This window comes from Streptomyces sp. NPDC048297 (assembly GCF_043201585.1).
Classification (GTDB): Bacteria; Actinomycetota; Actinomycetes; order Streptomycetales; family Streptomycetaceae; genus Streptomyces.
This window is the reverse complement of record NZ_JBICZA010000029.1, coordinates 14,929-34,524: the sequence shown is the minus strand read 5'-3', so window position 1 is coordinate 34,524 and position 19,596 is coordinate 14,929. Positions and strand designations below refer to the sequence as shown.

At 70.5% G+C, this 19,596-nt stretch carries 20 protein-coding genes; 7 read left to right on the top strand and 13 right to left on the bottom strand.

The genetic code is table 11. The annotated features are described in order from the left end of the window. The first annotated feature begins 82 nt into the window (after positions 1 to 82). Positions 83 to 655 carry a VanZ family protein gene (locus tag ACGFYV_RS27620; RefSeq protein ID WP_393881185.1) on the top strand — a complete coding sequence of 191 codons (573 nt, stop codon included), beginning with the start codon at positions 83 to 85 and terminating at the stop codon, positions 653 to 655. A 111-nt stretch (positions 656 to 766) separates the two neighbouring features. After that, entirely contained in the window at positions 767 to 970 is a 204-nt protein-coding gene (locus tag ACGFYV_RS27615; protein WP_393881184.1) for a PspC domain-containing protein, read from the top strand. A gap of 79 nt (positions 971 to 1,049) precedes the next feature. Here the strand turns inward: ACGFYV_RS27615 and ACGFYV_RS27610 are convergent, their stop codons facing one another. Together ACGFYV_RS27610 and ACGFYV_RS27605 are read right to left on the bottom strand one after the other, a co-directional pair. After that, entirely contained in the window at positions 1,050 to 1,403 is a 354-nt protein-coding gene (locus ACGFYV_RS27610; RefSeq protein ID WP_393881183.1) for an ATP-binding protein, read from the bottom strand. A 151-nt stretch (positions 1,404 to 1,554) separates the two neighbouring features. Next, a complete protein-coding gene (locus ACGFYV_RS27605; RefSeq protein WP_393881182.1) occupies positions 1,555 to 2,742 on the bottom strand; it encodes an adenosine deaminase in 1,188 nt (395 codons plus the stop codon). 124 nt (positions 2,743 to 2,866) lie between these two features. On the opposite strand from ACGFYV_RS27605, the gene ACGFYV_RS27600 reads away from it, so the two are divergent. Next, positions 2,867 to 3,628 (top strand): alpha/beta hydrolase, encoded by a 762-nt coding sequence (locus tag ACGFYV_RS27600; protein ID WP_393881181.1) that lies wholly within the window; start codon positions 2,867 to 2,869, stop codon positions 3,626 to 3,628. Positions 3,629 to 3,999: 371 nt separating this feature from the next. On the opposite strand, the gene ACGFYV_RS27595 is transcribed toward ACGFYV_RS27600, so the two are convergent. Then, positions 4,000 to 4,953 (bottom strand): LysR family transcriptional regulator, encoded by a 954-nt coding sequence (locus ACGFYV_RS27595; protein WP_393881180.1) that lies wholly within the window; start codon positions 4,951 to 4,953, stop codon positions 4,000 to 4,002. A gap of 63 nt (positions 4,954 to 5,016) precedes the next feature. Here ACGFYV_RS27595 and ACGFYV_RS27590 point away from each other — a divergent pair, with 63 nt between their 5' ends. Continuing rightward, positions 5,017 to 6,330, top strand: coding sequence for an MFS transporter (locus ACGFYV_RS27590; RefSeq protein WP_393881179.1), 1,314 nt, complete (start codon positions 5,017 to 5,019; stop codon positions 6,328 to 6,330). A 179-nt stretch (positions 6,331 to 6,509) separates the two neighbouring features. Next, positions 6,510 to 7,526: a sigma-70 family RNA polymerase sigma factor gene (locus tag ACGFYV_RS27585; protein WP_393881178.1), complete on the top strand. Its 1,017-nt coding sequence runs from the start codon at positions 6,510 to 6,512 to the stop codon at positions 7,524 to 7,526. Here the strand turns inward: ACGFYV_RS27585 and ACGFYV_RS27580 are convergent. Next, positions 7,410 to 7,796 (bottom strand): STAS domain-containing protein, encoded by a 387-nt coding sequence (locus ACGFYV_RS27580; protein ID WP_393881177.1) that lies wholly within the window; start codon positions 7,794 to 7,796, stop codon positions 7,410 to 7,412. The two genes, ACGFYV_RS27585 and ACGFYV_RS27580, sit on opposite strands and share 117 nt — an antisense overlap. A gap of 81 nt (positions 7,797 to 7,877) precedes the next feature. Between ACGFYV_RS27580 and ACGFYV_RS27575 the strand changes: the two genes are divergently transcribed. Further along, positions 7,878 to 8,798, top strand: coding sequence for an AEC family transporter (locus tag ACGFYV_RS27575; protein WP_393881176.1), 921 nt, complete (start codon positions 7,878 to 7,880; stop codon positions 8,796 to 8,798). Positions 8,799 to 8,805: 7 nt separating this feature from the next. On the opposite strand, the gene ACGFYV_RS27570 is transcribed toward ACGFYV_RS27575, so the two are convergent. The 8 genes from ACGFYV_RS27570 to ACGFYV_RS27535 all read right to left on the bottom strand — a co-directional run bounded on the left by ACGFYV_RS27570 (position 8,806) and on the right by ACGFYV_RS27535 (position 18,051). Next, positions 8,806 to 9,399, bottom strand: a complete 594-nt coding sequence (locus tag ACGFYV_RS27570; protein ID WP_393881175.1) for a Uma2 family endonuclease — start codon at positions 9,397 to 9,399, stop codon at positions 8,806 to 8,808. A 97-nt stretch (positions 9,400 to 9,496) separates the two neighbouring features. Next, positions 9,497 to 10,780: a thymidine phosphorylase gene (locus ACGFYV_RS27565; protein ID WP_393881174.1), complete on the bottom strand. Its 1,284-nt coding sequence runs from the start codon at positions 10,778 to 10,780 to the stop codon at positions 9,497 to 9,499. A 74-nt stretch (positions 10,781 to 10,854) separates the two neighbouring features. Beyond that, positions 10,855 to 11,259, bottom strand: coding sequence for a cytidine deaminase (locus tag ACGFYV_RS27560; RefSeq protein WP_393881173.1), 405 nt, complete (start codon positions 11,257 to 11,259; stop codon positions 10,855 to 10,857). After that, a complete protein-coding gene (locus tag ACGFYV_RS27555) occupies positions 11,256 to 12,542 on the bottom strand; it encodes an ABC transporter permease (RefSeq protein ID WP_393881172.1) in 1,287 nt (428 codons plus the stop codon). Before ACGFYV_RS27555 ends, ACGFYV_RS27560 begins: the two co-directional genes overlap by 4 nt. Next, positions 12,542 to 13,669 carry an ABC transporter permease gene (locus ACGFYV_RS27550; protein ID WP_393881171.1) on the bottom strand — a complete coding sequence of 376 codons (1,128 nt, stop codon included), beginning with the start codon at positions 13,667 to 13,669 and terminating at the stop codon, positions 12,542 to 12,544. The genes ACGFYV_RS27555 and ACGFYV_RS27550 overlap by 1 nt, the downstream gene beginning before the upstream one ends. Further along, positions 13,666 to 15,225 (bottom strand): ABC transporter ATP-binding protein, encoded by a 1,560-nt coding sequence (locus tag ACGFYV_RS27545; RefSeq protein WP_393881252.1) that lies wholly within the window; start codon positions 15,223 to 15,225, stop codon positions 13,666 to 13,668. The genes ACGFYV_RS27550 and ACGFYV_RS27545 overlap by 4 nt, the downstream gene beginning before the upstream one ends. A gap of 169 nt (positions 15,226 to 15,394) precedes the next feature. Next, a complete protein-coding gene (locus ACGFYV_RS27540) occupies positions 15,395 to 16,453 on the bottom strand; it encodes a BMP family protein (protein WP_393881170.1) in 1,059 nt (352 codons plus the stop codon). A gap of 368 nt (positions 16,454 to 16,821) precedes the next feature. Further along, positions 16,822 to 18,051, bottom strand: a complete 1,230-nt coding sequence (locus ACGFYV_RS27535) for an amidohydrolase (protein ID WP_393881169.1) — start codon at positions 18,049 to 18,051, stop codon at positions 16,822 to 16,824. A 223-nt stretch (positions 18,052 to 18,274) separates the two neighbouring features. On the opposite strand from ACGFYV_RS27535, the gene ACGFYV_RS27530 reads away from it, so the two are divergent. Further along, complete coding sequence (locus ACGFYV_RS27530) at positions 18,275 to 18,970, top strand: class I SAM-dependent DNA methyltransferase (RefSeq protein WP_393881168.1); 696 nt, start codon at positions 18,275 to 18,277, stop codon at positions 18,968 to 18,970. Here the strand turns inward: ACGFYV_RS27530 and ACGFYV_RS27525 are convergent. Further along, on the bottom strand, positions 18,967 to 19,590 hold the full coding sequence (locus ACGFYV_RS27525; protein ID WP_393881167.1) for a hypothetical protein: 624 nt from the start codon (positions 19,588 to 19,590) through the stop codon (positions 18,967 to 18,969). The two genes, ACGFYV_RS27530 and ACGFYV_RS27525, sit on opposite strands and share 4 nt — an antisense overlap. Positions 19,591 to 19,596: the final 6 nt, after the last annotated feature.

Below are 19,596 nucleotides of genomic sequence, written 5' to 3'. Positions count from 1 at the left end.
GGCCCGAACCCTGCTCCGGCGGACGCCACCCTCACAGGCCAACCCCGGAACCGCCCAACCCCAACCCCGCGTCTCCCCCCGCGTGCAGCGTCAAAGCTCCATCGGCGGCAGCGCCGCGATCCGCATCCGGCTGGCGGGAGGCATCCTCCTCGTCGCGCACCTCGCGCTCGTCGCCTGGCTGATGCTGCGGCCCCTGGACGTCCCCTGGGTGATGCCCGCCAACCTGCACCCGCTGGCCGGCATACGCGCCGACCTGGCGCTGGGCTGGCCCGGCGCGGTCAAACCCCTCACCGAGGGCCTGGCGCTCCTCGCCCCGCTGGGTGTGCTGCTGCCACTGACGCACGGCAGGCTCGCCGTCTCCCCGCTCGCCTCCCTGGCCCGTACGTCGGCCGCGGGCGCCCTCATCTCGCTGGGCATCGCCCTGCTGCAGACCGGGGTGCCCGGCCGGGTCGTGGACGTGGACTCACTGCTGCTGAACACGGCGGGCGTGGCGCTCGCCCACCTTGCCGTCGTACCGGCGGGCCGCGCCCGGCTGCGGCGCGGGCAGGCGCGCGCCGGCCGCGAGGGCGAGGGCGCGGACGGGCAGGTCAGCGTGCAGGAGGGGCCGTCTCAGGGGCGGACCCCGACGATTCCCAGGGTCGGAACAGCCCCTTAGAGTGATGCTTCGTCCCCCTTCGTCTCCCTACTCTGGACACCAGACGGGGCAGGCCACCGGGCCGCCCCCCAACCGGCTCGGGAGCGAGCCGACGACGGAGGAGGAGCCGACATGACCGCCCTTGCCCGCCCCACCCACGGCCGCATGATCGGCGGCGTGTGCGCCGCGCTGGCACGGCGCTTCGGTACGTCCGCGACGACGATGCGGGTGATCTTCCTGCTGTCCTGCCTGCTGCCGGGCCCGCAGTTCCTGGTCTACATAGCGCTGTGGTTCCTGCTGCCGTCCGAGGACAAGGCCCGCTCCACCACCTGGTGAGGCCCGGCGCGCGAACGCCGCCGGTGCGCACCCGGACCGCTCCGGGACACACCGGCGGCGTCGTACCACCGATACGGCGTCAGCCGAGCGGAATCCCGTTCACCGGCACACCGTGCGTGGGCAGGCCCTGCAGCGGCAGCCCGCCGAGCAGCCCGGCGACCGGCGCGGTCGGCCCATTGGCGAGGACCTTCTGCACGACCGGCTGCGCGGCGGCCACGCCGGTGGTGGCGGCACCCTGACCGTGGGCGAGGGCCTCGCCGGCGCCCGGCAGCGCCTGCGTGACGTTGCCGGCCGGCAGCGCCTGGGTGACGGTGTCCAGCGCCTGCGTGGCGGCCGACGCGGCCGGGGCCGCGCTGGCCGCACCCGCGCCGACGGCGGCGAAGGCGGCGCCGAGGGCGGCGACACCGAGGGTCTTGGCAGCAGACTGCTTCATCGTGAATGCGTCCTTGAATACGGAGACGGATGACCAATAACGAACCGAGCAGTCCTCGACCGTAAACATGCCGGACCACACCCCGCAAACACCGAAATGCGGACGGCTTGTGAAGGCGTGTCCGCATTCCGTGGACTCGAACGAGCCTTCGCTACCCTTCCGATTCGGAAGAACCGCTGGTGGAAGCGGTCTGCCGGAACAGCCACTCGGACTTCAGTTCGGCATAGCGGGGTTTGATGACGTCATTGATCATCGCGAGTCGTTCATCGAAAGGAATGAACGCTGATTTCATCGCATTGACGGAGAACCACTGCAGATCGTCGAGCGTATAACCGAACGCGTCGACGAGATGCTCGAATTCCCGGCTCATGGTGGTGTGCGACATCAGCCGGTTGTCCGTGTTGACCGTCACCCGGAAGTGCAGCCGGCGCAGCAGCCCGATCGGATGCTCGGCGTACGAGGAGGCGGCCCCGGTCTGCAGGTTGGAACTGGGGCACAGTTCCAGCGGGACGCGCTTGTCGCGGACGTACGACGCCAGCCGCCCGAGCCGCACCGAGCCGTCCTCGGCGACCTCGATGTCGTCGATGATCCGCACCCCGTGCCCGAGCCGGTCGGCGCCGCACCACTGGAGCGCCTGCCAGATGGACGGCAGCCCGAAGGCCTCGCCCGCGTGGATGGTGAAGTGGTTGTTCTCGCGCTTGAGGTACTCGAAGGCGTCCAGGTGGCGGGTGGGCGGATGGCCGGCCTCGGCGCCCGCGATGTCGAAGCCCACCACGCCCGAGTCCCGGTAGCGGTTGGCGAGTTCGGCGATCTCCAGGGAGCGGGCCGCGTGCCGCATCGCGGTCAGCAGCGCACCGACCCGGATGCGGTGGCCGTTCTCCCGGGCCAGCCGCTCCCCCTGCCGGAAACCCTCGTTGACCGCCTCGACCACCTCCTCAAGGCTCAGTCCGCCCTCCAGGTGCTGCTCGGGCGCGTACCGCACCTCGGCGTAGACGACTCCGTCCTCGGCGAGGTCCTCGGCGCATTCGCGGGCGACCCGGACGAGCGCCTCACGTGTCTGCATCACGGCGACGGTGTGCCGGAACGTCTCCAGATACCGTTCCAGCGAACCGGAGTCGGCGGCCTCCTGGAACCAGAGGCCCAGTTTGCCGGGGTCGGTCTCGGGAAGCTCGTGATAGTCGCTCTCCCGGGCGAGTTCGACGACGGTGCCGGGGCGCAGCCCGCCGTCGAGATGATCGTGCAGCAGAACCTTGGGCGCCCGGCGGATCTGGTCGGGCGTCGGGACGGTCACCGTGGCATTCGTCTGGACGGTCCCGGTCGGTGCAGTCTGGCTCGTCATTTCCGCACTGTAACGCCTACGCGCGTAGAGCACCTGGTGAACGCGGGGGATGCTTTTCCGTCGATACCCAACGGTGACCGCCGGGAAGGGTTTTGTACACCACGCCTTCTGACACTGTTCTGTTATGGGACAGCAAGCGACGCCGGTCCGATCGGCCAGGCTGGGAAAGGCGGTCGGCCCCGAGCCGACGGCGGTGAGCGGAGCGGTGCTGCTCCTGCCCGGCGGGGAGGAGGTCTCGGCCCGCCGGCCCTCTCCCGTCCGGGCGATGTCCGTCCTGCGCTCCCTGGGCCGCAGGTTCGCCCGCGCGGGACGGGCGGAGGGACTGGCCGTCCACTCCGTCCACTACCGCTACAAGGGCTGGAACGGCAGCGAGGCGCATCTGGCCGGGGACGCGGCCTGGGCCGCGGAGGAGGTCGTACGGCGGTACGGGGATGTTCCCGTGTGCCTGGTGGGCCTGGACATGGGCGGCCGGGCGGCGCTGCGGGCGGGCGGGCACGAGGCGGTCAACTCCGTTGTCGCGCTGGCTCCCTGGCTGCCGGAGGACGATGTGGCTGCGCCCGCTGAGCCGGTGAGGCAGTTGGTGGGGCGGCGGGTGCTGATCGTGCACGGCACGAATGATGAACGTACTGATCCGGAGTTGTCGTTCCGGCTGGCGGCGCGGGTGAAGAAGGTGAACCGGGAGGTGTGCCGGTTCGAAGTGCACTCCGACGGGCACGGGTTGCATCAGCACCGGGATGAAGTGCTGTGTCTTGCGGTGGATTTCGTGATGGGGGCGTTGTTCGGGTGTGCGGTGTCTCGGCCGGTGGAGGACGCGCTTGCGGCTCCGCCGCCTATTGGGCTTCGGATGCCGTTGGCTGCGGGGTTCGGGCGGTCGTTGAGGCGGTAGGGGGCGGGGGTGCGGGTGGTGTTCGGGGTGCGGGTCGTGTGTGGCTTGTCGCGCCCACGCGGCGGAGCCGCACATCGACACAGCCCCGCGCCCCTGGGTAAGTGCCCCTGAGCGAGTGGGAAGGTTGCCCCCTCAGAGGGTGATGCGGTAGAGCTCGGGGGTGCCGGTCGTGTTCGGGGTGCGGGTGCGTTGTGGCTTGTCGCGCAGTTCCCCGCGCCCCTAGGGAGTTGCGGTGCTGTCGGTCGCGCCCACGCGGCGGAGCCGCACATCGACACAGCCCCGCGCCCCTGGGTAAGTGCCCCTGAGCGAGTGGGAAGGTTGCCCCCCTCAGAGGTGAATGACCCTGGGCGAGTGGGGAGGTTGCCCTCGCCCTACGTCGGCAGCAGGTTGCCTCTTCTTGAGAGGAGGAATTTTTTGAAGGCGGTTACTGGTGGGGTGTCGGGGCGGTCGGCGAGCCAGGCTACGCCGATTTCGCGGGCGGCTTTGGGGGCGGTGACGGTCAGTTCGACGACTCCGGGGCGGGGGACGGTGGGCGGGGGCAGGAGGGCGACGCCGAGGCCGGCGGCGACGAGGCCGCGCAGGGTCTCCGTCTCCTCGCCCTCGAAGGCGACCTTCGGGCGGAAGCCCGCCTCGCGGCAGAGGTCGTCGGTGATGCGGCGCAGGCCGTAGCCGGGTTCGAGGGTGACGAAGGTTTCCTCGGCGGCCTCGGCCAGGCGGACGCGGCGGCGGGCGGCCAGGCGGTGGTCGGCGGGGACGACCAGGCGGAGTTTCTGCTCGTCGAGACGGCGGGCGACCAGGTCGGGGGCGTCGGGGACCGGAGAGGTCAGGCAGAGGTCGAGTTCGCCCGCCCGCAGGCGCTCCAGCATCGCCTCGCCGTAGTTCTGGACGAGGCTGAAGCGGATGCGCGGGTGGTCGGCGCGGAAGGCGTGCAGGAGACCGGGGACGGTCTCGGCGCCCATGGTGTGCAGGAAGCCGAAGGCGACCTTGCCGGTGGCCGGGTCGGCGTCGGCGCGGACCTCCTCGGCGGCGCGCTCCACCTCGGCGAGGGCGCGTTCGACGGAGGCCAGGAAGGTGCGCCCGGCGGTGGTGAGGGAGACCGTGCGGCCGTGCCGGGCGAACAGGTCGACGCCCAGGTCCTGCTCCAGGCGGGCCATCGCGCGGGAGAGGGTGGACTGGGGGACGTTCATCTCGTGCGCGGCCCTGGTGACGTGCTCGGTCCGGGCCACGCCGGCGAAGTACGCGAGGCGAGGCGCGAGCAACAGCGCCATGTCTTCTGTGTCACTGGACGGTGACACGCGTGTCTGTGACCTCTGCTGATGCGCCATGGGAACGATTATGGCCAATCCATGCATTGGACGGATGAGCGGGCGCGTACGTAGTTTCGAGGCATGTCTCCCGCCAGTACCGGGGCGTCCACCCGCGTGGGCGCCGTCAGGCCCGTTCCCTGCTCCGACTCCGTCTCCGCCGCCGTCGCCGCCACCGTCCAGGACGACCGGATGACCCCGGGCGGCCCCGGCTACCGCCGGATGAGCCTCGCCCTCTTCCTCGCCGGAGTCGCGACCTTCGCCCTCCTCTACTCCACCCAGGCCCTGCTGCCCCTGATCTCCGGTGAGTTCGGGGTCGCGGCCGGGGAGGCGAGCTGGACCGTGGCTGCCGCGACCGGTGGCCTGGCGCTGTTCGTGCTGCCGATGAGCGCGCTGTCGGAGCGGTTCGGCCGCCGTACGGTGATGACGGCCTCGCTGGCGGTCGCGGTGGTCGTCGGTCTGCTGGTGCCCTTCGCGCCGTCGATCGGCACGCTGGTGGTGCTGCGCGCGGTGCAGGGCGCGGCGCTGGCCGGTCTGCCGGCCTCGGCGACGGCGTACCTGGCCGAGGAGGTCAGGCCGCGGGCGCTGATCACGGCGATCGGCCTGTTCGTGGCCGGCAACAGCGTCGGCGGGATGAGCGGCCGGATGATCACCGGCTGGGTCGCGCAGGAGTGGGGCTGGCGGATCGCCGTCGGTGCCGTCGGGGTGATCTCGGTGGGCTGCGCGGTGGCGTTCCGGCTGCTGCTGCCGGCGCCGAAGCACTTCAGGGCGGGTTCCCTGCGCCCGCGCGTTCTGCTCGGCACGTGCCGCGACCACCTCTCCGACCCGCTGCTGCGCCGCCTGTACGCGATCGGCGCGCTGTTCATGACGGTGTTCGGCGGCGTGTACACGGTGATCGGCTACCGCCTGACGGAGGCCCCCTTCTCCCTCCCGCAGGGCATCGTCGGTTCGATCTTCCTGGTCTACCTGGTGGGTACCGTTTCCGCGTCCACGGCGGGCCGGCTGGTGGGCCGCCTCGGCCGCCGGGGCTCGCTGTACCTGGCCGGCGGTACGACCACCGCGGGCCTGCTGCTCTCCCTGGCCGACTCGCTCCCGCTGGTCCTGCTGGGTCTGGTGCTGATCACGGCCGGCTTCTTCGCGGGCCACGCGGTCGCCTCCTCCGCGGTCAGCAAGACCGCCGAACACGGCCGCGCCCAGGCCTCCGCCCTCTACCAGTCCGCCTACTACATCGGCTCCAGCGCCGGCAGCACGGTGGGCGCGATGGCCTTCCACACGGACGGCTGGTCCGGCACGGTCGGCGTCGGGCTGCTGGCGGTCCTGGGTGTCGTCACGATCACGGTCGCCGGTTCGCGGGCGGCCCGGGTGGCCGCCCGCCGCGAGCCGCTGCCCGCGCACTGACCCGCTCTGCGGGGCGCCGCCCGCCCCACCTCGGACAGGTCCGTGAAGCATTTGGTCCGAGCCCGGTCTGAGCTGGGCTTTTTCGGACTCAGGGGGTCGTTGTCAGTGGGCTGCGGTAGCTTCCGAAGTGCTGGGGCGCGATGGTGCGCGGACAAGACGGCCACAGGGGTGGGTGGACGATGGGCAACGGCACGGCGACGGCAGATCTCGACGTCGCACTGGAGAAGCACCGGACCGAGCTGACGGGGTACTGCTACCGCCTGCTCGGTTCCTCCTTCGAGGCGGAGGACGCGGTGCAGGACACCCTGGTCCGGGCGTGGCGGAGCTACGAGAAGTTCGAGGGCCGCTCCAGCCTCCGCTCGTGGCTGTACCGGATCGCGACGAACGTGTGCCTGGACATGCTGTCGGCGGGCAACAAGCGGGCCCGGCCGGTGGACCTGTCCGAGTCCACGCCCCTGACCCAGTACGCCCTTTCCCCGCGCCCTGACCACACCTGGCTGGAGCCGATGCCCGACGCCCGCGTACTGCCCACGGTGGACGACCCGGCGGAGGCGGCGGTCGCCAAGGAGTCGGTGCGCCTGGCGTTCATGGCCGCTCTGCAGCAACTGCCGCCCAAGCAGCGGGCGGTGCTGATCCTGCGCGAGGTGCTGGCCTGGAAGGCGAGCGAGGTCGCCGAGCTGCTGGACACCTCGGTCGCCTCGGTCAACAGCGCGCTCCAGCGGGCGCGCGCGACCCTCGCCGAGCAGAAGGACGACAAGGGCGCGCGTGCGGCGGTCTCCGACCCCCTGGACGACGAGCAGCAGAAGCTGCTGGAGCGCTATGTGGCGGCGTTCGAGGGGTACGACATGACGGCGCTGACGGCGTTGCTGCACGAGGACGCCGTCATGACGATGCCGCCGTTCGAGATGTGGCTGACCGGCCAGGCCGACATCACGGGCTTCATGACGTCGATCGGCCACGAGTGCGAGGGCTCGCGTCTGCTGCCTGTCGAGGTGAACGGCCTGCCGGGCTTCGCCCACTACAAGCCGGCCCCGGAGAAGGGCGGCCTGTCACCGTGGTCGATCCAGGTCCTGGAGATCTCAGACGGCGGTCTGACCGGGTTCCACTTCTTCCTCGACGCACAGCGCCTGTTCCCGCTGTTCGGTCTGCCCCTCCACCTCGAAGCGAAGACCGACGAGGCCGAGGAGGGCGAGTAGTCCGGGGTCCGGCCCGCGCAGCCGTATCCGTCCGCCGGCCCGGCGGGCGGTCAGCTCCAGCCGGGCCAGCAGATCGACCGCCGCGAGTCCGGGCGCCCGCAGCGCGCCCACGTCACAGACGACGACCGTCGCCCCGGTGACCTCCAGCAGCGAGCGCACGTCGGCGCACAGCCCCGCCACCTCGTCCCGGGTGAGGGGGCCGGGCGGCACGAGCACGGCGGTTGTCCTGGCGTCCACGTGCGATAGACCTGCGGCGCGTCGAGAACTCATCGCGGGCGACCGCTCGGGGCGGGGATCACCTGTGGAGATCACATTGACCGGGTCCCCCTCTCCCCGTGAGGGTTGGACTCTGTGCAGGGGGTACTGAGCGGGTTCGCGATGATCGCCGTCGTCATCGGTGTGGGCTATGTCCTCGGGCGGCGCGGGTCGCTCGGCGAGCAGGGCGCGGAGGTGCTGACGAGGCTGGCGTTCTCGGTGGCGGGCCCGGCACTGCTGTTCACGACCCTGGCGACGGCGAACCTCTCCGTCCTCTTCTCGGCCCGCCTGCTGGTGACGGCCCTGAGTTCGGTCGCGGTCGCGGTCGTCTTCGTCCTGGCGGGCGTCGTACGCCGCTGGGGTGTGGGCCGTACGACCATCGGCGCGCTGTGCTCCGGTTACGTCAACTCGGGCAACCTCGGCATCCCGATCGCCGCGTACGTCCTGGGCGACGCCTCCCTGGTGGCGCCGGTGCTGCTCTTCCAGGTCGTCCTCGTCACCCCGGTCGCGCTCACGGTCCTGGACCTGTCCGGCACGGGCGAGAAGGGCACGGTGTGGAGGCGGCTGCTGACCCCGCTGCGCAACCCGATAGCGATCGGTTCCCTGTCCGGTGTCGTGGTGTCGGCGGCGGGCCTGCACCTGCCCGGCCCCGTCATGAACCCGCTCACCCTGATCGGCAACATGTCCGTCCCGGCGGCCCTGCTGGTCTTCGGCATGTCCCTGCACGGCAGCGCACCCCCTGGCCGGGGCCGGGACCGTCAACCGGTCCTGCTGTCGGTCGCGTTGAAGTCACTGGGCCAGCCGGCTGCGGCCTGGGCCCTGGCGACCGGCGTGTTCGGCCTGCACGGCGCGCCCCTGCTGGACGTGGTGGTGACGTCGGCGCTCCCGGCCGCCCAGAACCTGTTCACCTACGCCAGCCGCTACCACGTCGCCGAGTCCCTCGCCCGCGAGTCCATCCTGCTGTCGACGGTGGTCTCGGTGCCGGTGCTGGTGGGGGTGGCGGCGGTGCTGGGGTGACCAGGTGTCAGCCGAGCGGGAAGATTCCGGTGTCGAGAACCAGCTTGAACGGTGCGGGCAGCGTCAGTTCCTCCCCGTACTCCACCGAGTCAAGGACTCGATATGTTCCGTTCTGCGGTTCTCCGTAGAGCGTTGCCGTTGGGCGCCCCGACTGCCAGGCGTCCAGGAGAAGGTAGAGCGGCACACCCGCCCTCGCGTAGCCGTGGGCCTTCTTGATGCGATCGTGGTTCGCGTTGCTCCGAGACGTGACCTCGACGACCAGTTCGGCTTCGCCGGCGTGCACGCGCGTTCCGCGGCGCAAGGCAGCCCTCGGCACCACGCACAGGTCGGGGACGAACAAGCCGCCTGTCTCCGGACAGGTGAGCCCGAGCGTCTGATAGATACCCCAGTTGCTGTCAGGGGGAATCGCGCCGTACAGGCGTTCGTGAAGCAGCTCAGCAGTGTCGTTGTGTTCTTCGGATGGCGGCGGCGACACGGTGACGACCCCTTCGATGATCTCCACCTTGCTGCCCTCCGGAGCGTCCGTCTCCTCCCAGACACGGACGATCTCGTCCCAGCCCGTTCCCCCCGGGAGCTCGGGCTCGACACTGAGTGCGCTCATGGCGGTGTCTCCAATCGGTGCGTCACCGATCCCAGCATGCCGAACGGGACCGGCGGAGGTCCACCGATCCCGTTCACCCGGATGAGGAAACCCCAGGTCAGGCGATACGTTCCAGCACCACCGGCGTAGCGGAGAACTCGGTTCCCGCCGCCGCGATGTCGTAGGAGCCCTCCACCGACTGGAGGGCGTACTCGAAGCGCTCCGGGGTGTCGGTGTGCAGGGTCAGCAGGGGCTGGCCCGCCGTCACCGTGTCGCCCGGCTTGGCGTGCATCTCGATGCCGGCCGCGGCCTGCACCGGGTCCTCCTTGCGGGCGCGGCCCGCGCCGAGGCGCCAGGCGGCGACGCCGATGTCGTAGGCGTCGAGGCGGGTGAGGACGCCGGAGGAGGGGGCCGTGATGACGTGCTGCTCGCGGGAGGTGGGCAGGGTGGCGTCCGGGTCGCCGCCCTGGGCCGCGATCATGCGGCGCCAGGCGTCCATCGCCGAGCCGTCGGCCAGGGCCTTCGCCGGGTCGGCGTCCTTGATGCCGGCGGCGTCCAGCATCTCCTGGGCGAGGGCGAGGGTCAGTTCCACGACGTCGGAGGGGCCGCCGCCCGCCAGGACCTCGACGGACTCGCGGACCTCCAGGGCGTTGCCTGCGGTGAGGCCGAGCGGGGTGGACATGTCGGTGAGGAGCGCGACCGTCCTCACACCGTGGTCGGTGCCGAGGCCGACCATCGTGGAAGCCAGTTCGCGGGCGTCCTCCAGGGTCTTCATGAAGGCGCCGCTGCCGACCTTCACGTCCAGGACCAGGGAGCCGGTGCCCTCGGCGATCTTCTTCGACATGATCGAGGACGCGATCAGCGGGATCGCCTCGACCGTGCCGGTGACGTCACGCAGGGCGTAGAGCTTCTTGTCGGCGGGGGCCAGGCCGTCGCCGGCCGCGCAGATCACCGCGCCGACGCCGTCCAGCACGGACAGCATCTCCTCGTTGGAGAGCAGGGCGCGCCAGCCGGGGACGGACTCCAGCTTGTCGAGGGTGCCGCCGGTGTGGCCGAGACCGCGCCCGGAGAGCTGCGGGACGGCCGCGCCGCAGGCCGCGACCAGGGGGGCGAGGGGCAGGGTGATCTTGTCGCCGACGCCGCCGGTGGAGTGCTTGTCGGCCGTGGGGCGCGACAACGAGGAGAAGTCCATGCGCTCGCCCGAGGCGATCATGGCCGCCGTCCAGCGGGCGATCTCGCGCCGGTTCATACCGTTGAGCAGGATCGCCATGGCGAGCGCGGACATCTGCTCGTCGGCGACCTCGCCGCGGGTGTACGCGTCGATGACCCAGTCGATCTGCGCGTCGGTCAGCTCACCGCGGTCCCGCTTCGTGCGGATGACGGAGATGGCGTCCATGGCCATGGCTGATGGCTTCCTTCCGGGAGGTGCGAAGGTGTACGGCCCCCCTGCGCGAGCGGAGGGGGGCCGTACGGGAGTTACCTGGTGAGATGGTCCGGGCCGAAGGCCTGGGGCAGCATCTCGGAGAGCGGCAGGACGCCCTCGGGGGTGTCCAGCAGCAGGCCGGGGCCGCCGAACTCGTACAGCAGCTGGCGGCAGCGGCCGCACGGCACGAGCAGGTGGCCCTTGCCGTTCACGCAGGTGAAGTGGGTCAGCCGGCCGCCGCCCGTGCGCTGCAGGGCCGAGACCAGCCCGCATTCGGCGCACAGCCCGAGCCCGTACGAGGCGTTCTCGACGTTGCAGCCGGTGACCGTGCGGCCGTCGTCGACCAGCGCGGCGGCGCCGACCGGGAACCCCGAGTAGGGGGCGTAGGCGTGGGTCATGGCCTCCCGCGCCTCGGTGCGCAGTGCCTCCCAGTCGAACCCGGCGGCCGGGGCGGTCACTTGCCCTGTCCCTTCCGGTACCGCATGCCGTCCGCCTTGGGCATCCGCAACCGCTGCGCGGACAGCGAGAGCACCAGCAGGGTGACGACGTACGGGGTCGCGCCCACGAAGTCGCTCGGGACCTCGTCGGTGAGCAGGTACCAGACCAGGACCAGCGCGGCCACGACGGCACTGATCACGCCCTGCCACAGGGCCTTCTTGTACAGCTTCCAGCCGGCCAGCAGCGCGAGCAGGACGACCAGCAGCAGAAGCAGGGCGTGGACCGTGACGCCGCCGTTGCGCAGCTGGAGCGCGTCGGAGTAGCCGAACAGGCCGGCGCCCATGGCCAGTCCGCCCGGCCGCCAGTTGCCGAAGATCATCGCGGCGAGACCGATGTAACCGCGTCCGCCGGTCTGGCCCTCCAGGTAGGTGTGCGAGGTGACCAGCGAGAGGAACGCGCCGCCGAGTCCGGCAAGGCCGCCGGAGACGGCGACGGCCGCGTACTTGTACTGGTAGACGTTGACGCCGAGGGACTCCGCGGCGGTCGGGTTCTCACCGCAGGAGCGCAGCCGCAGCCCGAACGGGGTGCGCCACAGTATCCACCAGGTGCCGACGAACAGCACCGCGGCCAGGATCGTGATCACGGAGAGGTTCGTGACGAGGCCGCCGACGATACCGGCGAGGTCGGAGACCAGGAACCAGTGGTGCTTCTCGATCGACGCGAGGCCGTCCGAGAGGCCGGGGACGGTGATGTCGGGCAGCGAGTCCACGGGCGGGGACTGCTTGGGGTTGCCGCCCGCCTCGGCGGGCTTGCCTTCGGCGAAGAACAGCTTGGCGAGGTACTGGGTGGTGCCGAGCGCGAGCAGGTTGACGGCGACACCGGAGACGATGTGGTCGACGCCGAAGGTGACGGTGGCGACGGCGTGCACCAGGCCGCCGAGGACACCGAAGCCGATGCCGCACAGCAGGCCGAGCCAGGGGCTGGACTGCCAGCCGACCCAGCCGGCGCCGAAGGTGCCGAGGATCATCATGCCTTCGAGGCCGATGTTGACCACGCCGGCCCGCTCGGACCACAGACCGGCGAGACCGGCGAGGCCGATCGGCACGGCGAGGCCGAGGGCGGCGCCGACCTGTCCGGCGGAGTCGAGCTGGTTGGATCCGGTGATCATGCGGACCGCGGCGACGAGCAGCAGCGCACCGGCGACGATCATGAGGATCTGGCCGAGGGAGCGGCCGGAGCGCCGGGACGCTCCCGCCGCCTTGGGCGCCGCCGGAGACGGCGTGTCGGTCATCGTGGCAGTCATCACGCCACCTCCTGCATCTTCGTCGGAGCGGCGGCCTGGGCCGCGAGTTCGGCGCCGACCTTCTGCTGCTGGCGCTTGAGACCGTAGCGGCGGACGACCTCGTAGGCGATCACGACGCACAGGACGATGACGCCCTGGATGACGCCGAGGATCTCCTTGTCGTAACCCTGGAACTCCAGGTGGTTGGTGGTGCGCTCCAGGAAGCCCCAGAGCAGGGCGCCCAGCGCGATGCCGACCGGGTTGTTGCGGCCGAGCAGCGCGATGGCGATGCCGGTGAAGCCGATGCCCGACGGGAAGTCATTGCTGAACTGGTGGCTGTCGTTGAGCAGGGTCGGCATGCCGATCAGACCGGCCACCGCACCCGAGATGATCATGCTGGTGGCGACCATCTTCTTCACGGACACACCGCTCGCGGCGGCCGCGCTCTCGGACTGGCCGACGGTGCGCAGGTCGAAGCCGAACCGGGTGCGGCCGAGCACGAACCAGTACGCGATGCCCACGAGCACGGCGATGACGATGAAGCCCCACAGCTCACCGGCAGGGCCAGTGTCGAAGCTGAAGAAGTACGAGGACGACGGCAGCGGCTTGGTCGAGACGAGCGTGCCGCCCTGCTGGAGCTCGGCCAGCTTCCCGGGCTGCAGCAGGTAGGCGATGATCGCGGTGGCGATCGAGTTCAGCATGATCGTCGAGATGACCTCGCTGACGCCCCGGGTCACCTTGAGGACGCCGGCGATGGCCGCCCACAGGGCACCGGTCGCCATGGCGCAGATCATGATCAGCGGGATGGCGATCCAGCCGGGCACGGTCAGCGCGCCGCCGAGGACGGCGGCGACGAACGCGGCGAGCCGGTACTGGCCGTCGACGCCGATGTTGAACAGGTTCATGCGGAAGCCGACGGCCACCGCGACACCCGCGAGGTAGTACGTGGTCGCCTTGTTCAGGATGTAGACCTGGCTGTCGCTGGCGAAGCCGTAGGTCGTCATGTCGCTGAACGCGGCGCCGGGGTTCTTGCCGGTGGCGGCGATCACCAGGGCGGTGACGACGAGCGCGGCGACGACCGCCAGCAGCGGGGCGGCTATCCCGAGGAGCAGCCGCTCCTTGTCGATCCGTGAGGTCAGCTTCTTCATCGCTCGTCGTCCTCTGCGTGCTCCAGGCGGCCGCTGGCGGCACCCGTCATGGCGGAGCCCAGCTCCTCGGGGGTGATGGTGGCGGGGTCGGCGTCGGCGACCAGACGGCCGCGGTACATCACCCGCAGGGTGTCGGAGAGGCCGATCAGCTCGTCCAGGTCGGCGGATATCAGCAGCACCGCGAGGCCCGCGCGGCGGGCCTCGCGGATGTGGTCCCAGATGGCCGCCTGCGCGCCGACGTCCACACCGCGGGTGGGGTGTGCGGCGATGAGCAGCTTGGGGCTGTGGCTCATCTCGCGGCCGACGATCAGCTTCTGCTGGTTGCCGCCGGACAGCGAGGCCGCCGTCACGTCGATACCGGGGGTGCGGACGTCGTACTCCTGCACGATCCGCTCGGTGTCGGTGCGGGCCGCCTTGATGTCGAGCAGTCCGCCCTTGGAGTTGGGCCTCTCGGTGACGTGGCCGAGGATGCGGTTCTCCCACAGCGGGGCTTCGAGGAGCAGGCCGTGGCGGTGGCGGTCCTCGGGGATGTGGCCAATGCCGGACTCGCGGCGGCGGCGGGTGGGGGCCCCGGAGATGTCGGTGTCGTCCAGGGTGACGACGCCGGAGTCCGGGTGGCGCATGCCCATGATGGCCTCGACCAGCTCGGACTGGCCGTTGCCCTCCACGCCGGCGATGCCGAGGACCTCGCCCTTGTGGATCGTGAAGGAGACGTGGTCGAGGATGATCCGCTCGATGCCGTCGAGGCCGGTCTGCGTGAGGTGCAGCCCGTCCAGCTTCAGCATCGGGACGTCCGTGACCGTGGACTCCTCGGTCTCCGGGGTGGGCAGTTCACTGCCGACCATCATCTCGGCGAGCTGCTTGGTGGTCGTCGTGCGCGGATCGGCCGTGCCGACCGTGGTGCCGCGCCGGATGACGGTGATCTCGTCGGCGACCGACAGCACCTCGCCCAGCTTGTGGGAGATGAAGATGACGGTGAGGCCTTCGGCCTTCAGCTCACGGAGGTTGTGGAAGAGGGCGTCGACCTCCTGGGGCACGAGCACGGCGGTCGGCTCGTCCAGGATGAGGGTCCTGGCGCCCCGGTAGAGGACCTTGAGGATCTCCACGCGCTGGCGGTCGGCGACACCGAGTTCCTCGACGAGGACGTCGGGGCGCACGTTCAGGCCGTACGCGTCGGAGATCTCTCGTATCTTGGCGCGTGCCCTGGCGCCGATGCCGTAGAGCTTCTCCGCGCCGAGGACGACGTTCTCGAGGACGGTGAGGTTGTCGGCGAGCATGAAGTGCTGGTGCACCATGCCGATGCCGCGGGCGATGGCGTCGGCGGGGTTGTTGAAGGTGACCGTCTCGCCGTTCACGGTGATGGTGCCCTCGTCCGGCTGCTGCATGCCGTAGAGGATCTTCATCAGGGTGGACTTGCCGGCGCCGTTCTCACCGCAGAGGGCATGGACGGTGCCCGTGCGGACCGTGATGTCGATGTCGCGGTTGGCGACGACGCCGGGGAAACGCTTGGTGATGCCGCGCAGTTCGACGGCAGCGGGAGGGCTGGACGCGTTGATGGCGCACTCTCCTCGGGGAAAGGGGCTGCGTAAGGGGAGGGCAGGCGTCGGCGACGCTAGCGCGGCAACTCCGTGCTACACGCGTAGAGTTGACACATTGTTATGGCTCGGCGAGGGGCTCCCGGTGGGCGCCCCCGCGCCGAGCCTAGGTCCGAGGGGACCTGTCAGGTCACGGGGTGGTCTTGACCTTGATCGAGCCGTCGACGATCTTCTTCTTCGCGTCGTCCAGCTTGGCCTGGATGTCGCTGATGAAGTTGCCGCTGGTGGCCAGGGACACACCGTTCTTCTCGAGCGAGTAGGTGTTGACGCCCGTCAGCGGCTTGCCGTCGTGCACGGACTTGATGAAGTCGTAGACACCGACGTCGACGTTCTTGACCATCGAGGTCAGGATCGAGTTCTTGTACTTGGCCAGACCGGGGATGTTGTACTGGTCCGAGTCGACGCCGATCGCCCAGGCGCCCTTCTTGCCGCTGACGGCCTCCATGGCGCCGTTGCCGGAGGAGCCGGCCGCCGAGTAGATCACGTCGGCACCGTTGTCCAGCATGCCCTGCGCGGCCGCCTTGCCCTTGTCGGGGCTGGCGAAGCCGGAGAAGTCCGAGCCGTGGCTCAGGTACTGGGTGTCGACCTTGATCTTCGGGTCGGTGGCCTTGGCGCCCTGGACGTAACCCGCCTCGAACTTCTTGATCAGCGGGACGTCGACGCCGCCGATGAAGCCTATGTGGTGCGCCTTGGACTTCAGCGCGGCCGCGACACCGGCCAGGTAGGAGCCCTGCTCCTCGGTGAAGGTGATGCTGTCGACGTTCTTCTGGTTCACGACCGAGTCGACGATGCCGAAGCTGATCTTGGGGTACTTCTTGGCGACCTTTTCCATCGACGTCGCGTAGGAGAAGCCGACACCGATGATCGGGTTGTAGCCCGCGTCCGCCAGGTCCGACAGGCGCTGCTCGCGGTCGGCCTCGGTGTCCGAGGTCTTCGCGGTCAGCTCCTTGATGTCGCCGCCGAACTCGCTCTTCGCCTTGTCGGCACCACGAGCGGCGGAGTCGTTGAAGGAACGGTCACCACGGCCGCCGACGTCGAAGGCGAGGCCGATCTTGACACCCTTGCCGCCGCCCGAAGAGGAGGAGGGCGAGGCGTTGTCGTCGGAGGAGGTGCTGCCACAGGCAGTGGCAGTGAGGGCGAGGGCCGCGGTCGCGGCACACGCGGCGGAAAGCTTTGCAACCCGGCGCACGGGAGGCTCCTTCACCTGACCTGAGCGCCACCATCGGCGCTTGATGTGAGCACCTTGCCAGTGCTCGAGCCGAAACGCCCCGGCGGCGTCGGCTTCGCGGCATCGTAACGCGCGTAGATGTCGCAAAAAACCCTGTCGCGAAGCCGTTATCGATTCGAGGCAAACACTGCTTGAACGCGGTCTGGCGGGGGTTTCAGGCGCTTGTTGCGCTCAGTGCACGATTGGCTTACGAGCGTGTTGCGCGTGGCCGGGGAATGTGGTGCGCGGGGGCCTGTACGTGTGCTGCCCGGTGCCGGGGAGTGTGTCACGGAGGGAGGAACGGCCTCGCACGGCCGTCTCCTCCCCCGCCACACCGTGTGCCGCCGGACTCAGAGGTCCACGGAGTCGATCAGCGCCGCCGCCGTGAACAGCTCCACGCCGACCGTGATCGCGTGCTCGTCGGCGTCGAAGTCGCCCTGGTGCAGATCGCGCACCGTGCGGTCGCCGGGTCTGCGGACGCCGAGGCGGGCCATGGCGCCGGAGACCTGCTCCAGGTACCAGGAGAAGTCCTCGCCGCCCAGGCTCTGCTCGGTGCTCTCGACGGAGTCGAGGCCGCGGCGGGCGACCATGGCCCGGCGCAGCAGCTCGGTGGACTCCCGGTCGTTGACGACGGGCGGCACGCCCCGCACGTAGGTGATCTCCGACTTGGCCCGGTGCAGCGTGGCCACCTCGTCGATGGCCGCGTGCACGATGTCGGGCGCCTCCCGCCAGGCGTCCAGGTCGAGGCAGCGGACGGTGCCGGACAGCTCGGCGTGCTGCGGGATGACGTTCGGGGCATGGCCCGACTCGATCCGGCCCCAGGTCAGGGCAAGCCCACCACGGGTGTCCACGCGCCGGGCGATCACCGCGGGCACGTCGGTGGCGACGCGGGCGGCGGCGGTGACCAGGTCGGTGGTCAGGTGGGGGCGGGCGGTGTGGCCGCCGGGGCCGTTCAGCGCGATCTCCAGCCGGTCGCAGGCGCTGGTGATGGCGCCGTGCCGCAGCCCGATCCGGCCGACGTCGACCTTCGGGTCGCAGTGCAGGGCGAGGATCCGCCCGACGCCGTCCAGCACACCGTCCGCGATGGCGCCGAGGGCGCCGCCGGGCATGACCTCCTCGGCGGGCTGGAACAGCAGCCGCACCGGCCGGGAGAGCAGGCCCTTCTCGTGCAGGTCGGCGAGGACGAGCCCGGCGCCGAGGACCACGCTGGTGTGCACGTCGTGGCCGCAGGCGTGGCAGCGGTCGGGCACGGTGGACCGGTACGGGCAGTCCGTCTTGGTGTCCGGGATGGGCAGGCCGTCGATGTCGGCGCGCAGGGCGAGCAGCGGAATCGCCGGCCGCTCCCCCTCCGCGAGCCCGATGTCACAGACGAGTCCGGTTCCGGTGGCGAGGACCCGGGGGCGCAGCCCGGCCCGCTCCAGCCGCTCCTTGATCGCGGCGGTCGTACGGAACTCCTGGTTTCCCAGCTCGGGGTGCATGTGCAAGTCGCGGCGGAAGGCCACGAGTTCGGCGTGCAGCGCTTCGCTGAGCACGCCGGGGAGCACGTCCCCGGGGATTTCGGCCTCTGACTCTCGGGACATCAATCGGTTCACCCTCTGAAGGGTAGGACGCCCACCCGGTCAACTGACCCTCGATCAACAAAAGTTCAGCCCGTTAGGGGAAGAAAATCTGACCGTTGGACGCATGGCGGCTGTCACTGCTGGGTAGAACACATCTTTCCTCTTCCAACGGATACCACGCCTCCCCTCTTCCCGCTCGGCCTGTCCACGGACCGGACCACGCGCCCCGGTAGGGTGCGGCGGCGTGAGCGACACGAACGCGGACTTCCTGCAGACCACCCGCTCGTCCTACAACGCCATCGCCAAGGACTACACGGCCGCCCATCCGAGCGGCCTCGCCCATCCCCTGGACCACTCGCTGATCACGGCGTTCGCCGAACTGGTGACGGCGAACGGCCCGGCTCCCGTCGCCGACCTGGGCAGCGGCCCCGGCTATGTCACCGCCCTCCTGCACGAGCTGGGCGTACCGGCCTTCGGGGTGGACGTCTCCCCCGCCATGGTGGACCTCGCCCGCGCGGCGCACCCCCAACTGCGGTTCCACGTGGGCTCGATGACGAGCCTGGACCTCCCGGACGCCACCCTCGGCGGCATCCTGGCCCTGTACTCGACGATCCATATCCCCGACGACCACCTGCCGACCGCCTTCGCCGAGTTCCGCCGCACGCTGGTCCCCGGCGCGCCCGTCCTGCTCGCCTTCCAGACGGGGTCCGAGCCGGGCCACCTCCATCTGGCCGAACGCTTCGGCCACGAGATCGACCTCGACTACTACTGGCGCACCCCGGAGCGGATCACCGCCCTGCTCACGCGGGCGGGCCTGAAGCCTGTCGCCACGACGGTCCGCGAACCGGAGGGCGAGGCCACCCGCCCCCGCGCGTTCGTGCTCGCCCGCAGGCCCGGCCCGGCCGACGGCGACGCCGACAGCGACGGCCCGGTGGCCTAGAACTCGTCCGTCGCGGGTACCGCGTCCCGCCAGACGCTGGCGTCCAGGGTGAGGTAGTGGCTGTCGCTGGTGGCGGGCGCCTGGCCCCGGAACGTCAGCAGGGCGACGGTGCCCCCCTCGGTGGTCACGCACAGCTGCCTGCCCTTGGAGAACCGCTCCGCCGCGACGTACGAGGGCAGGTAGCGGGTCTCCTGCTTGCAGGCGTCCAGCGACCCCCGTGTGCCCTGGTCGAGCAGGGCGAGTCTGCTGTGGTAGGAGCCGAAGGTGCAGTCGTTGAACATGTCGCACTGGTAGTACACGTCGTCGACGCCGGTCTTCTGCGGCACCAGGGGGTCGTCGCTGAACTTGAGGTAGTAGCCGTCGGTCAGGTTGATGTTCTTGAAGACGGCCGGCTTGGGCGCGCTCGACGCCTTCGAACCGCCCGTGGACGAACCGGCGGAGTTCTGCCCGCCGGAGGTGCCGGACGTGGCGGAGCCGGCGTCGGAGCCCTTGGAGTCGTCGCGGCTGCCGAGGTAGCCGATGACGCCGAACAGGACCAGGAGGGCTCCGCCCACGCAGGCGGCGACGATCCCCGTCCGGCGGCGCGAGGAGGACGCTCCACCGCCCGCGTTCGGCGGCATGGGGTA